The following is a 14817-nucleotide window of genomic DNA, read 5'->3' as shown; positions in this document are numbered from 1 at the left end:
CTGGGACGTTTGGGGCGGTGGAACCGGCGGTGTGCCGACTGGGGTGAAGACTAGGGAAACCCCTTGATCCGGCCCATACGTCAAATAACGTAGAGGCCCCGTCTGGTGGGTAGGGCCGGTTCTTGCTAGCGTCCCGGGCATGCCCTCGCCCGAGCCCGCCCACCCCGTTGCCACGCAGAAAATCTTCCGCTTCCGCCGGGAATACAACTCGTGGGTGGCCGACGAGACCATGGAGGACTACGCCCTGCGCTACACGCCGCGCAGCTTCCGCAAATGGAGCGAGTGGCGGGTGGGGCACACCGCCTTCGGCTCGCTGTCCTTCCTGGCGCTGGAGGCCATCGGCGGCGCGATCGCGGTCAACTACGGCTTCGCCAACGCCATGTGGGCCATCCTGGTGGTGGGGCTGGTGATCTTCTTCACCAGCCTGCCGATCGCCTATTGCGCGGCCCGCTACGGGCTGGACATGGACCTGCTCACCCGGGGCGCCGGCTTCGGCTACCTGGGCTCGACCATCACCTCGCTGATCTACGCGGTGTTCACCTTCATCTTCTTCGCCATCGAGGCGGTGATCATGGCGCTGGCCCTGCAGATGGCGACCGACTGGCCGCTGGCCTGGTGTTACCTGATCTCGGCGGTGGTCATCATTCCGCTGGTGATCCGGGGCATCACCCTCATCTCCAGGCTGCAGGCCTGGACGCAGCCGCTCTACCTGTTCCTGCTGGTGCTGCCCTTCGTGTGGATCGGGCTCTCGCAGCCCCAGCTCTACCGCGACTTCACCAGCCTCACCGGCATCCGCTCGGGCAGCAGCGAGTTCCACCCTCTGATGTTCGGCGCGGCGGCGGCCGTCATCTTCTCGCTGGTGGTGCAGATCGGCGAGCAGGTCGATTTCCTGCGCTTCATGCCCGAGCGCAAGCGCGAGAACCGCTGGCGCTGGTGGGCCGCGGTGCTGATCCCCGGCCCGGGCTGGATCGTCATGGGCATGCTCAAGATGGTGGGCGGCGCCTTCCTCGCGTTCGCCGCCATGCAGTTCGAGGTGAACCCCGAGCGCACCACCGAGCCCACGCAGATGTTCCTGGCGGGCTTCACCGAGGCCGTGGGCCACCCCGGGCTGGCGGTGGTGATGACGGTGGTGTTCGTGATCCTGGCGCAGGTCAAGATCAACGTGACGAATGCCTACGCCGGCTCGCTGGCCTGGTCCAACTTCTTCGCGCGCGTCACGCACAGCCACCCCGGCCGCGTGGTCTGGCTGGTGTTCAACGTCTGCATCGCCACGCTGCTGATGCTGCTGGGCGTGTTCGCCGGCATCGAGAAGGTGCTGGGCGTCTACAGCAACGTGGCGATCGCCTGGGTGGGCGCGCTGGTGGCCGACCTCATCATCAACAAGCCCTTGGGCCTGAGCCCCAAGGGCATCGAGTTCCGCCGCGCCCACCTGTACGACTTCAACCCGGTGGGCATGGGTTCCATGATCATCGCGGCGCTGGTGGCGAGCCTGGCCTACGCGGGCGTGATGGGCGAGTACGCGGCGGCCTTTTCGCCCTTCATCGCGCTCGGCCTGGCGCTGGTGCTCTCGCCTCTGATCGCCTGGGCCACCCAGGGCAGGTACTACCTGGCGCGCACGCCCTCGGGCGGCTGGGCGCCCGGCGAGGCGGTGCGCTGCTCGGTGTGCGAGAACCAGTTCGAGTCGGAAGACATGGCCAGCTGCCCGGCCTACCAGGCGCCCATCTGCTCGCTGTGCTGCTCGCTCGAATCGCGCTGCCACGACCGCTGCAAGACCAACTCGCGCGCCATCGACCAGGTGCGCGCCGCCCTCACCGCCGTGCTGCCGCAGGGCGTGATGGTGCGGGTCAACTTCCGCGCCGGCCAGTTCCTCGCGGTCTGGTTGTCGCTGAGCGCGGTCATGGCCTTCCTGATCGGCATGGTCTACCTGCAGGAGAGCCTGCACGCGCCGGCCGAGGCCCTGCAATCGCCCTTGCTCAAGATCTATGCCTTCCTGGTGCTGCTGGCGGCGGTGTGTTCGTGGTGGGTGGTGCTGACCACCGACAGCCGGCGCATGGCGCAGGACGAGTCCGAGCGGCAGACGCAGTTGCTGATGCGGGAGATCGACGCCCACCAGCGCACCGATGCCGAGCTGCAGTCCGCGCGCGACCGCGCCGAGACCGCGAGCCAGGCCAAGACGCGCTACGTGGCCGGCATGACGCACGAGCTGCGCACGCCGCTCACCAGCATCCTGGGCTATGCGCAGATCCTGCTGAAGAACAACGAGATCTCGGTCTGGGTGCGCGAGACCATCGCCACCATGCAGCGCAGCGGCCAGCACATGCACGCGCTGATCGACGGCTCGCTGGACCTCGCGCGCATCGAGGCTGGCCGCCTCAAGCTCGATCCGGTGCCGCTGCCGCTGGGCCAGCTGCTGGAAGACGTGGAGCGCATGGTGCGCCCGCAGGCCGAGGCCAAGGGCCTGCGCTTCGTGGTGCAGCAGGAAGGCGAGCTGCCGGCCTGGGTGCGGGCCGACGCCAAGCGCCTGCGCCAGATCCTGATCAACCTGCTGAGCAACGCGGTGCGCTTCACCGACCAGGGCGAGGTCACGCTGCGGCTGGACTTCCGCCAGCAGGTGGCGCGCATCGATGTGATCGACACCGGCATCGGCATCGCCGCGCAGGACCAGAAGCGCATCTTTCTGCCGTTCGAGCGCGGCAGCGCCGGGCGGCGCGCGGCGGACACCGGCACCGGCCTGGGCCTGACGATCACGCACCTGCTCACCGACATGATGGGCGGCGAACTGCTGCTCAGGAGCCGACCCGGCCACGGCAGCACCTTCTCGCTGCGCCTGTACCTGCCGCCCATTCCCTCCGACCCGAAACACCCGCTGCCCATCCCCTCCACACTGCGCGCGGTCACCGGCTACCTCGGCGAGCGCCGCACGCTGCTGGTGGTGGACGACCAGCCGCTGCACCGCCAGCTGCTCGCCAGCATCCTGGTGCCGCTGGGCTTCGTGGTGCGCGAGGCCGCCAGCGGCCAGGAATGCCTGGAGATCATCGAACAGCACGCGCCCCACGGCCTGCTGCTGGACCTCACCATGGACGGACTCGATGGCTGGCAGACCGCCGCCGCCGTGCGCCAACTGCTGCCCGCCTCCCGCCTGCCCATCGTGTTCGTCTCGGCCAACCTGTTCGACAACCGGCCCGAGCAGCTGACCGCGCTGGACTGCCAGGGCTTCGTCGCCAAGCCCATGATGGAGTCGGAACTGCTCGACGCGCTCCAGCAGGCGCTGGCGCTGGAGTGGGTGACCGAGCAGGCGCCGGCCACCCCGCCGGTGAGTTTCGTGCGCCACCGCGTCACCGGCCTGCCGCTGCCCGAAGACCTGCGCGAGGAACTGCAGCGGCTGGCCCGCCAGGGGCAGGCCGCCGCGCTGCGCCAGCGACTGTGGCAGGCGCAGACCGCCGAACCCGCGCACGCCGCCACGCTGGCGCTGCTGCAGTCCTGCGCGGACCGCTTCGATTTCCAGACCCTGATCGAGTACCTCAGAGACACCGCGGAGCTGACGGAAGATGACATCGACAACTGACCCCATGGTCCCCGTGCCGCCGCCGGGCACGCCCCCCGTGATCCTGGTGGTGGACGACGCCGTGGACACCCTGCGCATGCTGGGCGATGCGCTGGTGGCCGAAGGCTACGTGGTGCTCGCCGCGCGCGACGCCGACGAGGCCCTGGAGCGCTTCGAGGTCGCCGTGCCCGACGGCGTGCTGCTCGACGCGGTGATGCCCGGCATGGACGGTTTCACGCTGTGCGAGCGGCTCAAGGCCACGCCGGCCTGGTCGCACGTGCCCGTCGTCTTCATGACCGGCCTGTCCGAAAGCGAGCAGATCCTGCGTGGCTTCGCCAGCGGCGGGGTGGACTACGTGGTCAAGCCGCTGCGCATCCCCGAGGTGATGGCGCGCCTGGCCACCCACGTGCGCAACGCGCGCGTGACCCGGCTGGCGCAGGAAGCGGTGGACGTGGCCGGCATGGGCACCGTGGTGCTGGACACGCAGGGCCGCCTGGCCTGGCGCTCGCCGCAGGCCACCGCCTGGCTGGCGCTGGCCTTCGGCCAGGACGCCGCCGCCGGCCAGCGCGCGCGCGAATGGCTGGGCGCCTCGCTGAACCAGCGCGAGACGACGCGCGACCTCGGGCGCCACGGCCGCCTGCTGGCGCGCCACATGGGCCAGGGCAACCTGGGCGAAGCCATGCTGCTGCTCACGCTCACGCCGCCCGACAGCGACGCCGCGCAGCGCCTGCGCGACATTGCGCTCACGCCGCGCGAGACGGAGGTGCTGTCGTGGCTGGCCAAAGGCAAGACCAACCGCGACATCGCCGACATCCTGGGCATGAGCCACCGCACGGTGAACAAGCACCTGGAGCACGTGTTCGAAAAACTCGGCGTGGAGACGCGCTCGGCCGCCGCGGCGATCGCGGGGCGGTTGCTGCCGCAGGACTGAGCGCAGCGGTCAGGGTTGGCCACAGGCCGTACGGGCCGGCCCCGGTCCGCCCGGGGCGCGGGAACTGACCGACACTATGGCCGAAACAACCCGGATCCCACACGCCTGCAGCGCCGACATCCCCGGCGCTGCGCAAGATCGAGCCATGACCGCCATGCCCCACCCGCCCACCCCCGATCAGGCCTTCCCCCCGGCCCAGCGCGATGCCGTGTACCGCGCCATCTTCGAGCGGCGCGACATGCGCCACTTCGCTGGCGGAACGGTCGCGCCCGAGCTGATGCGCCGGCTGCTCACCGCCGCGCACCACGCGCCCAGCGTGGGCTTCATGCAGCCCTGGCGTTTCTTGCGCGTGGCCTCGCCCGCGCTGCGGCGCGGGTTGCACGCCTTGGTGGAGCAGGAGCGCGTGCAGACCGCGAGGGCGTTGGGCGAGCGAGAGGAAGCCTTCATGCGCCTCAAGGTCGAGGGCCTGATCGACGCGGCCGAGGTCTGGGTGGTCGCACTCGCGGACGGCCGTGAGCGGCATGTGTTTGGTCGCAGGACCCTGCCGCAGATGGACCTCGCCTCGACCGCCTGCGCGATCCAGAACCTCTGGCTGGCCGCCCGAGCCGAGGGGCTGGGCGTGGGCTGGGTCTCGTTGTTCGACCCGGCGGCTGTGGCGTGCCTGCTGGGGATGCCGGACGGGGCCGAGCCGATCGCCTTGTTGTGCATCGGTCCCGTGCACGGCTTTTACGAGGAACCGATGCTTCAGCAGCAGCGCTGGGCCTCGCGTTGCGCCCTGGACGATGTGCTGTTTGAAGACGCCTGGGGTCAGCCCCTGGACCCGCGCGATTCGGCGGGTGGTGTGGACCGTGCGGTGCACACACGGCTCAGGCCGGCCGGTGCGCGGAGCGCACCAGATGGCGGTAGCGCAGGTTGAGCAGCACGTAGCAGATCATCGTCGCCGTAAGGCCCACCAGCATGGCCTCGAGCCCGAGTGGCAACATCAGCACGAGTGCCGTCAGCGCCAACACCGCCGAGGTGTTGGACAGCAGATAGGGCCGCAGCTCCGGCACCTCCATGTAGTAGCCGTACTGCTTGCCCACGAAGAACAGCACGGTGCCGGCAGCGGCGAGCAGGCGGAAGTCATGCGGGTCGAGCCCGCCCAGGATCGCATACCGGATCAGCGAGGCCTGGATCGCCAGCCCGATGAACAGGAAGAAGTGCGAGTAGAGGATCGAGTGCCCGGTCGTCAACTTGCGTCGCTCCAGCAGGTGGAAGCTGTCGTAGTAGATCCACCAGATCGCCGACACCATGACAAATCCGCTGACGGCGGCGATGACGTTGGAGCGGTTCCAGGTGATGCCCGCCAGTGCCGCGGAGATGCTGATCACCGATTCGCCGAGCATGATGATGGTCAGCAGGCCGACGCGCTCGACCAGGTGCGCCGTGTGCGCGGGCACCACATGCAGGCGCCGGTTGAGCACCACCAGGGCCACCATGTCGAACAGGATCCCGGCGTAGAAAACCCTGTAGCTCCAGGGCGGCGGCAGCAGGACCGAGGACAGGCTCACCGTGGCGCCGATGGCGAACACGGCGCCCACCGTCGTCGCGATGCCACCCCGGTCGTGGTGCTTGCGCTTGGAGACGAAGTACATCCCTGCAACGATCAGCCGCGCGCCGCAGTAACAGGCGACGGTCAGCGTGTACGTGCCAGCGTCCTGGGTGGCGTGCGAGACCTGCGACGAGATGACGACCAGCAGGAACATCATCAGCAGCGTCGAGAACCGATGCTGGCGGCTGTCGGTGTCGAAGCGATTGGCGTAGATCGTGTGGCCCGCCCAGATCCACCACACCGGCAGGAACACCAGCACGAAGTGCAGGAACTGCTGTGGCGCGATGTGGCCGTCGTGCGCTTCCGCCAGGATCTCGCCGACGTCGCGCAAGGCGACAACGAAGATCAGGTCGAAGAACAGCTCCAGCCAGGTCGCGTGCCGGTGCGGGTCGAAGTATCTCAAGTCCTTCACGCGGCCATCGTAGGGCTTGGAGCCCGGCCAGGCGCGCGTCCAGGCCGACTCGGCCCCTGGAAGTCCCTCGCGACCCAAGTTCGCAGCAAGCATGTGCCATGAACAGCAAGGTCCGGAGCGAGGGACCGACTGCACGGACCGCTTTCATCGCGCCATGGCGACGGGTCGGAAGCGGTATTCAGCCGCGCGTTCAAGCGCGGGGTCGCGTCCGCCGTGCCTGGCGCCTGAGCCCGGCGTTCAGTCCCAGGCCGGCGCCAGGCCTTCCGGGTTCACCAGGCGCTCGCCGCGGTCCAGCGCGTCGATGCGCGCCATCTCTTCTTCACTCAGGCGCAGCGTGGGCGCCAGCAGGTTGCCCTTCAGGTTCTCGCGCTTCGTGGACGACGGGATCACCGCGAAGCCGCGCTGCAACGCCCAGGCCAGCGCGACCTGCGCCGGCGTCCAGCCGTGCGCCTGTGCGATGGCGGTGATGACCTCATCGCCCAGCACCTTGCCGTAAGCCAGCGTCATGTACGAGGTGAGGTGGATGCCCTGCTCGCGCGCGAACGCGACAAGCTTCGGGCTCTGCAGGTAGGGATGCAGCTCGACCTGGTTGGTGGCGATGGCCTTTGCACCCACCGCGGCGATGGCCTCCTGCAGCAGCTTCACGCTGAAGTTGGACACGCCCATGTGTTTCGTGAGCCCTTGCGCCTTCGCGGCCTGCAGCGCGTGCAGGGAATCGGCCACGGGCACGGCGCCCGCGGGCGAGGGCCAGTGGATTAGCGTCAGGTCCACGTGGTCGGTGCGCAGCTTGCGCAGGCTCTCGCGCAGGCTGGGCACGAGCTTGTCGGCCGACAGGTTGTCGGTCCAGATCTTGGTGGTGATGAAGAGCTCGCTGCGCGGCACGCCGCTCTCGGCGATGGCCTGGCCCACTTCGGCTTCGTTGCCGTAGATCTGCGCGGTGTCGATGTGGCGGTAGCCGAGTTCGAGCGCCTGGCGCACCGAGTCGATCACGACCTGGCCCTTGAGGCGGAAGGTGCCGAGGCCGAAGGAAGGGATGGTGTTGTTCATGGTATGTCTTTCGAAAGAGGTTTCAGTGGCCACCGGCGTAGGCGGCGCGTGAAGCGGTTCGCTGGGGCGCCGGGTCGCGCGCATCGAGGCGGCCGCTCCACACGGTCAGGCCGAGCGCGCCGAGCACCACCAGGGCGCCGATCCAGGGGGTGTGGCGCAGGCCGATGCCGTCCACGATCCAGCCACCGCCCCAGGCGCCGAGCGCGATGCCGAGGTTGAAGGCCGCGATGTTCAGGCCCGAGGCCACGTCGATGGCGCGCGGCGCGAAGCGCTCGGCCTGCTGCACCACGTAGACCTGCAGGCCGGCCACGTTGCCGAAGGCCACCGCGCCCCAGGCCAGCACGGTCAGCACCATCAGCCAGGGGTTGGCGGCGGTGAAGGTCAGCACCAGCAGCACCAGCGCGAGCAGCGAGAAGATGAGCTTCAGCGCGGGGATGGGACCCCTGCGGTCGGCCAGCCGGCCACCCCAGATGTTGCCCACCGCCACCGACAGACCGTAGGCCAGCATCACGCCGCCGACCGCGCTGGCCTGGAAACCGGTGACCTGCTGCAGCATGGGCGCGAGGTAGGTGAAGGCCACGAAGGTGCCGCCGTAGCCCACGGCCGTCATCGCGTACACCAGCAGCAGGCGCGGCTGCCTGAGCACCGCCAGCTGTTGCAGCAGCGAGGCGGGCTGGCTGTGCGCGAGCTTGCGCGGCACGAACAGCAGGCTGCCGACGATGGCGATCACACCCAACGCGGCGACCGCGAGGAAGGTGGCGCGCCAGCCGAAGTGCTGGCCGATGAAGGTGCCCAGCGGCACGCCGGTGACCAGCGCCACGGTGAGGCCGCTGAACATGGTGGCGATCGCGCTGGCTGCCTTCTCCTTGGGCACCAGGCCGGTGGCGATGGTCGAGCCGATGGAGAAGAACACACCGTGCGCCAGGCCGGTGAGCACGCGCGCGGCGATCAGCGTCTCGTAACCCGGCGAGAGCCAGGCCAGCAGGTTGCCGACGGTAAAGAGCGCCATCAGCGAGAGCAGCAGCGTCTTGCGCGGCAGCTTGCCGGTGAGCGCGGTGAGCACCGGCGCGCCCACGGCGACGCCCAGCGCGTACAGGCTGACCAGCAGGCCGGCCGAGGGCAGGCTCACGCCGAGGTCGGCCGCGATGGTGGGGATGAGACCGACGATGACGAACTCGGTCGTCCCGATGGCGAAGGCGCTGATGGTCAGCGCGAGCAAGGCTAAAGGCATGAAACCACTCCGAAGGGCTGGAAAGGTTCGCAGTGTGGGCCGGTTATTTCTTGAGAAAAAGCGGTTGCCTGGAACAACATTTGTGCCGAAAATTCAAGAATGAAGACCACCCTCGATGAACTGCTTGCCTTCAGGACCGTGGTGGACACGGGTTCCATCAGCGCCGCCGCCGAACAGCTGGGCCAGACCAGCTCGGGCATCAGCCGCGCGCTCAGCCGGCTGGAGCAGAAGCTCCACACCACGCTGATGCGGCGCACCACGCGGCGCCTGGAGCTGAGTGAAGAAGGCCAGCTGTTCCTCGCGCGGGCGCGCGAGATCCTGCAGTCGGTCGAAGCCGCCGAGGACGAGCTGGCCTGCCGCCACCTCAAGCCCGCCGGCAAGCTGCGCGTGAACGCGGCCTCGCCCTTCATCCTGCACGTGCTGGTGCCGCTGGTGAACGACTTCCTGGCCGAGTACCCCGACATCGAGCTGGAGCTGCACAGCGGCGACAGCATCATCGACCTGATCGAGCACCGCGCCGACGTGGCGGTGCGCATCGGCACGCTGCGCGACTCCACGCTGCACGCCAGGCCCCTCACCTCGTACCGCCTGCGCCTGTACGCCAGCCCGGCCTACCTGAAGAAGGCCGGCCGGCCGACCAAGGTGGAGGACCTGGCGCGGCACGCGCTGCTGGGCTTCACCCAGCCGGAGGTCCTCAACACCTGGCCGCTGCGCCACCCCGATGGCGACGGCCTGGCGATCACGCCCACCATCGCCGCCTCCAGCGGCGAGACGGTGCGCCAGCTCGCGCTCGCAGGCGCGGGCATCGCCTGCCTGTCCGACTTCATGACCGGGCCCGACCGCGCGCGGGGCGACCTGGTGCAGGTGCTGATGCGCGACACGCTGGAGCAACGCCAGCCGGTGCACGCGGTCTACTACCGCAACACCGAGCTGGCCTCGCGCATCCGCTGCTTCGTGGACTTCCTCGCGCTGCGCCTGGCCAGCGCCTGAACGCAGCCGGCAGAATCCACCGCATGCCACCACCGCCCTACAACGCCCCCCAGGACATGGAACGCCGCGACTGGATCGCCGGCCTGGAGAAGGGCTTGCACCTCATCGAGGCCTTCGACGCCGAACACTCGCGCCTGACCGCCAGCCAGGCCGCGCAGCGCTGCGGCATGACGCGCACCGCCACCCGCCGGTATTTGCTCACGCTGGTGCACACCGGCCACGTGACCACCGACGGCAAGCTGTTCTGGCTCACGCCACGCGTGATGCGCCTGGGCCAGGCCTACCTGGAATCGGCGCGCCTGCCGCGCGCCGTGCAGCCCTACCTGCAGCGCGTGACCGCCGGCACCGGCGAGGTCGCCTACGGCGCGGTGCTGGACCACGACGAGCTGGTCTACATCGCGCGCAGCGGCACGCAGCGCCAACTCAACACCGGCTACATGCTGGGCTCGCGCGTGCAACCGCACCTGACGGCCGCCGGCATGGTGATCCTGGCCGCGCTCGGGCCAGGCTTCTGGGAACCCTGGCTCGCGGCGCAGACGCTGCGCCCTTTCACCTCGCACACGGTGCTGGACAAACAGCAGCTGCACCAGAACCTGCTGCAGGCGCGCGAACAGGGCTGGGCGATTTCGGAACAGCAGCTGGAGATGAACTACCGGGGCATCGCCGTGCCGCTGTGGGACCACAACGACGAGCTGCTGGGCGCGATGAGCGTGACCATGCCCATGAACAACGAGACCAGCGAGCTCGCGGTCAAGCGCATCCTGCCGGTGCTGCAGGACACCGCGCGCAGCGCGCGGCCCCTGCTGTGAGCGCGCCCCTCAGGCAGCGTCCAGCGGCAGCGCCGTCTTGTAGCGCACCTGCTTGAGCGCGAAGCTCGAGCGGATCTTCTCGACCTGGGCGATCGGCGAGAGCTGCTCGAGGATGAAGCGCTCCAGCGCCGGCATGTCGGGCACGGCCACGCGCAGCAGGTAGTCGGCGTCGCCCGTCATCAGGTAACACTCCATCACCTCGTCGCGGATGCCGATGCGCGCCTCGAACTCCTCCAGCGCCTCGCGGCTCTGCTGCTTGAGGCTGATGGAGATGAACACGTTGAGGTGCAGCCCGAGCTGCTTCGCGTCCAGCAGCGCCACGTACTGGCGGATCAGCCCACGCGCCTCCAGTGCCCGCACCCGCGCCAGACAGGGCGACGGCGAGAGGTGCACGCGCCGCGCCAGCTCGACGTTGGACAGGCTGGCGTCGTTCTGAAGCTCTTCCAGAATCTTCAGATCGGTGACATCGAAGTGGTTTGTGCCGTCTGACTTCATGATCGACACATTTTATGCCTGGCGGTCGCGCATCCGTGCGTCCGATTGACACCAACTGCCAGCGGGGCGCGCCTACAGTGGCGGATCCAGGAGAACCCCATGAACGACGTTTCGAAGCAGCTGCATTTCAGCGAGTCCCTGTCGGCCGACCCGGACCCGCAGGAGACCCTCGAGTGGCGCGAGTCCCTGCTCTCGCTGGCGGCCAGCCAGGGGCCCGCGCGGGCGCGGCAGATCCTCGACGAACTCGCGCGCCTGGCGCGCCAGCAGCGCATCGGCTGGCAGCCCGAACTGAACACGCCTTACGTGAACACCATCGCGGTGGAGGACCAGCCCGCCTTCCCCGGCGACCTCGCCGTCGAGGAACGTCTGGCCTCGCTGATGCGCTGGAACGCGCTGGCCATGGTGGTGCGCGCGAACCAGGCCTACGGTGAACTCGGCGGCCACATCGCGAGCTACGCGAGCGCGGCCGACCTGTTCGAGACCGGCTTCAACCACTTCTTCCACGCCCGCAGCGACCCACACGGCGGCGACCTCGTGTTCTTCCAGCCACACAGTGCGCCCGGCGTGTACGCGCGCGCCTTCCTCGAAGGCCGGCTGAACGAAGCCGACCTGCTGCACTACCGCCAGGAAATCACCGCGCCGGCCAGCGGCGCGCGCGGCCTCTCCAGCTACCCGCACCCCTGGCTCATGCCCGACTTCTGGCAGTTCCCCACCGGCTCCATGGGCATCGGCCCGATCAGCTCGATCTACCACGCGCGCTTCATGCGCTACCTCACGCACCGCAACCTGCAGAACTGCGACGGCCGCAACGAGAACGGTGTGCACGTCGACAAGCGACGTGTGTGGGGCGTGTTCGGCGACGGCGAGATGGACGAGCCCGAGAGCATGAGCGCGCTGACCCTGGCCGCGCGCGAGAAGCTCGACAACCTGGTGTGGGTGGTCAACTGCAACCTGCAGCGCCTGGACGGCCCGGTGCGCGGCAACGGCCGCATCATCGACGAGCTGGAAAAACTCTTCGCCGGCGCGGGCTGGAACGTGATCAAGCTGGTGTGGGGCAGCGACTGGGACGGCCTGTTCGCGCGCGACGTCACCGGCGCGCTGGTGCGCGCCTTCGCCCACACGGTGGACGGCCAGATGCAGACCTTCGCCGCCAAGGACGGCCGCTTCAACCGCGACAACTTCTTCGGCCAGAACGAGGAACTGGCCCGCCTCGCGCAGGGCATGACGGACGAGCAAATCGACCGCCTGAAACGCGGCGGCCACGACCTGGTGAAGATCCACGCCGCCTACGCGGCCGCCGCCGCGCACACCGGCCAACCCACCGTGATCCTGGCGCAGACCAAGAAGGGCTACGGCATGGGCAGCGCAGGCCAGGGCAAGATGACCACGCACAGCCAGAAGAAGTTCGACGGCGCCGACCTGATCGAATTCCGCAACCGCTTCAACCTGCCGCTGAGCGACGAGCAGGCCACGGGCCTGGCCTTCTTCAAACCCGCCGACGACAGCGCCGAGATGCGCTACCTGCGCGAGCACCGCGCCCGCCTGGGCGGCTCGATGCCCCGGCGCGAGACCGCCTGCGAGGTGGTGCCCGTGCCCGCGATCGACGCCTATGCCGCCTTCGCGCTCAAGGCCGACGGCAAGGAGATGAGCACCACCATGGCCTTCGTGCGCATGCTCGGCAGCCTGCTCAAGGATGGCCAACTGGGCCCGCGCATCGTGCCCATCGTGGCCGACGAGGCGCGCACCTTCGGCATGGCCAACCTGTTCAAGCAGGTCGGCATCTACAGCAGCGTGGGCCAGCGCTACGCGCCCGAAGACATCGGCTCGGTGCTCAGCTACCGCGAGGCGCTGGACGGGCAGATCCTGGAAGAAGGCATCAGCGAGGCCGGCGCCATCGCCAGCTGGACGGCGGCGGCCACCAGCTACAGCGTGCATGGCCTGGCCATGCTGCCGTTCTACATCTACTACTCCATGTTCGGCTTCCAGCGCGTGGGCGACGCGATCTGGGCCGCGGCCGACCAGCGCTCGCGCGGCTTCCTGCTCGGCGCCACCTCCGGGCGCACCACGCTGGGCGGCGAAGGCCTGCAGCACCAGGACGGCAGCAGCCACCTCGTGGCCGCCACCATCCCCAACTGCAAGGCCTACGACCCGGCCTTCGCGGGCGAACTCGCCGTCATTCTGGACGCGGGCATGCGCGAGATGCTGGTGGAGCAGCAGGACGTGTTCTATTACGTCACGCTCATGAACGAGAACTACGCCCAGCCCGACCTGCCCGAAGGCGCGGCCGAGGGCGTGCTCCAGGGCGGCTACCGCTTTGGCCGTTTCGGGCCCGACCAGGCGGCGCAGCAGGTGACCCTGCTGGGCTCGGGCGCGATCTTTACCGAGGTGCTCAAGGCCGCCGCGCAACTGGCCGGACAAGGCATCGGCGTGCACGTGTTCAGCATCACCAGCTGGAGCGAGCTCGCGCGCGACGGTGTGGCGCGCGGCGAACGCTCGCACCTCACGCAACTGCTGGCCCACAGCGCGGGCCCGGTGATCGCCGCCACCGACTACGTGCGCACCGTGCCCGAGAGCGTGCGCGCCTTCGTGCCCGAAGGTCGGGCTTTCCACACGCTGGGCACCGACGGCTTTGGCCGCAGCGACACGCGCGCCGCGCTGCGCGCCTTCTTCCAGGTCGACGCCGAGCACATCGCGCGGCAGGCGACGGCGGCGCTGCTCAGGCCGGCGCGCTGAGCGCGGGGGCCGGCACGGGCGTCAACGCCCGGCCGGTCTCGAAGAATCCGATCAGGTTGTCCGCCGCCAGGTGGGCCATGCGCAGGCGGGTCGCGCGGCTCGCGCTGGCCATGTGCGGCGTGAGCACCACGTTGGGCAACGAGAGCAGCCCCGGGTGCACCGCTGGCTCGTGCTCGAACACGTCCAGCCCGGCCGCGGCGATGCGGCCGCTTCGCAGGGCCTCGACCAGCGCGGCCTCGTCCACCACGCCGCCGCGCGCGATGTTCACCAGCGTGGCACCCGGCTTCATGTGCGCGAGCGCCCGGGCATCGATGAGGTGGTGCGTGGCGGCGGTGTGGGCCAGCGTCAGCACCAGGTGATCGGCCTCACGCAGCAGTTCGTCCATGCCGACGAGGCGGGCCGGCAGCGCGGCCTCGTCGGCCGGGCTCAGGCGCGTGCGGCTGTGGTAGATCACGCGCATGCCGAAGCCGTGCGCGCCCCGGCGCGCCACGCCCTGCCCGATGCGCCCCATGCCCAGCACGCCGAGCGTGCTGCCGTGGATGTCCTGCCCGGCCATGAAGTCGACGGACCACTTCGTCCATCGGCCCTCGCGCACGCAGCGCTCCCCCTCGCCCAGGCGCCGCGCGGTCGCCATCAGCAGCGCGAAGCCGAAGTCGGCCGTGGTCTCGGTCAACACGCCAGGCGTGTGCGTGGCCACGATGCCCCGCGCCGACATCGCCACCAGGTCCAGGTTGCCGAAGCCCACCGCGAGATTGGCGCAGATGCTCAGCGACGGGCAACGCGACAGCAAGGCCTCGTCGATCACATCGCCCGCCGTGGACAGCAGCGCGTGCTTGTCCCCGAGCCGCCTGGCCAGCTGCGTGGCATCCAGCACGGTGTCGGCCTGGTTGCTGTCCACCTCGAAACAGGCCTCCAGGCGCTGGATCACTTCGGGAAAAACGGCGCGTGCGATCAGCAGGCGGGGTTTGGGCAAGCGTGGGTTCATGGTGTGGCCCAGTATCCCGAGCACCCGGTCCTTCGGTCCATGCATTCAG

At 69.3% G+C, this 14817-nt stretch carries 11 protein-coding genes; 6 read left to right on the top strand and 5 right to left on the bottom strand.

The window, feature by feature from the left end:
- Nucleotides 1-139: 139 nt before the first annotated feature.
- The 3 genes from ACODTB_RS14935 (at nucleotide 140) to bluB (ending at nucleotide 5391) form a co-directional block, all read left to right on the top strand.
- Entirely contained in the window at nucleotides 140-3565 is a 3426-nt protein-coding gene (locus ACODTB_RS14935; RefSeq protein WP_488929446.1) for a hybrid sensor histidine kinase/response regulator, read from the top strand.
- On the top strand, nucleotides 3549-4475 hold the full coding sequence (locus tag ACODTB_RS14930; RefSeq protein ID WP_488929445.1) for a response regulator: 927 nt from the start codon (nucleotides 3549-3551) through the stop codon (nucleotides 4473-4475). The genes ACODTB_RS14935 and ACODTB_RS14930 overlap by 17 nt, the downstream gene beginning before the upstream one ends.
- 145 nt (nucleotides 4476-4620) lie before the next feature.
- Entirely contained in the window at nucleotides 4621-5391 is a 771-nt protein-coding gene (gene bluB / locus ACODTB_RS14925; protein ID WP_488929444.1) for a 5,6-dimethylbenzimidazole synthase, read from the top strand.
- On the opposite strand, the gene ACODTB_RS14920 is transcribed toward bluB, so the two are convergent.
- The 3 genes from ACODTB_RS14920 to ACODTB_RS14910 all read right to left on the bottom strand — a co-directional run bounded on the left by ACODTB_RS14920 (nucleotide 5342) and on the right by ACODTB_RS14910 (nucleotide 8756).
- A complete protein-coding gene (locus tag ACODTB_RS14920; RefSeq protein WP_488929443.1) occupies nucleotides 5342-6571 on the bottom strand; it encodes a low temperature requirement protein A in 1230 nt (409 codons plus the stop codon). The genes bluB and ACODTB_RS14920 overlap by 50 nt on opposite strands.
- Before the next feature lie 144 nt (nucleotides 6572-6715).
- The gene (gene dkgB / locus ACODTB_RS14915) at nucleotides 6716-7525 is read right to left on the bottom strand and encodes a 2,5-didehydrogluconate reductase DkgB (RefSeq protein WP_291112652.1); all 810 of its coding nucleotides are present in this window, start codon (nucleotides 7523-7525) and stop codon (nucleotides 6716-6718) included.
- Nucleotides 7526-7547: 22 nt separating this feature from the next.
- Nucleotides 7548-8756, bottom strand: a complete 1209-nt coding sequence (locus ACODTB_RS14910; RefSeq protein WP_291112654.1) for an MFS transporter — start codon at nucleotides 8754-8756, stop codon at nucleotides 7548-7550.
- A 99-nt stretch (nucleotides 8757-8855) separates the two neighbouring features.
- Between ACODTB_RS14910 and ACODTB_RS14905 the strand changes: the two genes are divergently transcribed.
- Nucleotides 8856-9746 carry a LysR substrate-binding domain-containing protein gene (locus ACODTB_RS14905; RefSeq protein WP_291112656.1) on the top strand — a complete coding sequence of 297 codons (891 nt, stop codon included), beginning with the start codon at nucleotides 8856-8858 and terminating at the stop codon, nucleotides 9744-9746.
- Between the two features lie 23 nt (nucleotides 9747-9769).
- On the top strand, nucleotides 9770-10555 hold the full coding sequence (locus tag ACODTB_RS14900; RefSeq protein ID WP_291112657.1) for an IclR family transcriptional regulator domain-containing protein: 786 nt from the start codon (nucleotides 9770-9772) through the stop codon (nucleotides 10553-10555).
- A 9-nt stretch (nucleotides 10556-10564) separates the two neighbouring features.
- On the opposite strand, the gene ACODTB_RS14895 is transcribed toward ACODTB_RS14900, so the two are convergent.
- Nucleotides 10565-11050 (bottom strand): Lrp/AsnC family transcriptional regulator, encoded by a 486-nt coding sequence (locus ACODTB_RS14895; RefSeq protein WP_291112659.1) that lies wholly within the window; start codon nucleotides 11048-11050, stop codon nucleotides 10565-10567.
- 99 nt (nucleotides 11051-11149) lie between these two features.
- On the opposite strand from ACODTB_RS14895, the gene mdeB reads away from it, so the two are divergent.
- Entirely contained in the window at nucleotides 11150-13783 is a 2634-nt protein-coding gene (gene mdeB, locus ACODTB_RS14890; RefSeq protein ID WP_291112661.1) for an alpha-ketoglutarate dehydrogenase, read from the top strand.
- Here the strand turns inward: mdeB and ACODTB_RS14885 are convergent.
- A complete protein-coding gene (locus tag ACODTB_RS14885) occupies nucleotides 13767-14756 on the bottom strand; it encodes a 2-hydroxyacid dehydrogenase (RefSeq protein ID WP_291112755.1) in 990 nt (329 codons plus the stop codon). The two genes, mdeB and ACODTB_RS14885, sit on opposite strands and share 17 nt — an antisense overlap.
- Nucleotides 14757-14817 lie beyond the last annotated feature (61 nt).

The sequence above is a fragment of the Hydrogenophaga sp. FG152 genome, from assembly GCF_057809615.1.
This window is presented reverse-complemented; position numbering and strand designations above follow the sequence as displayed.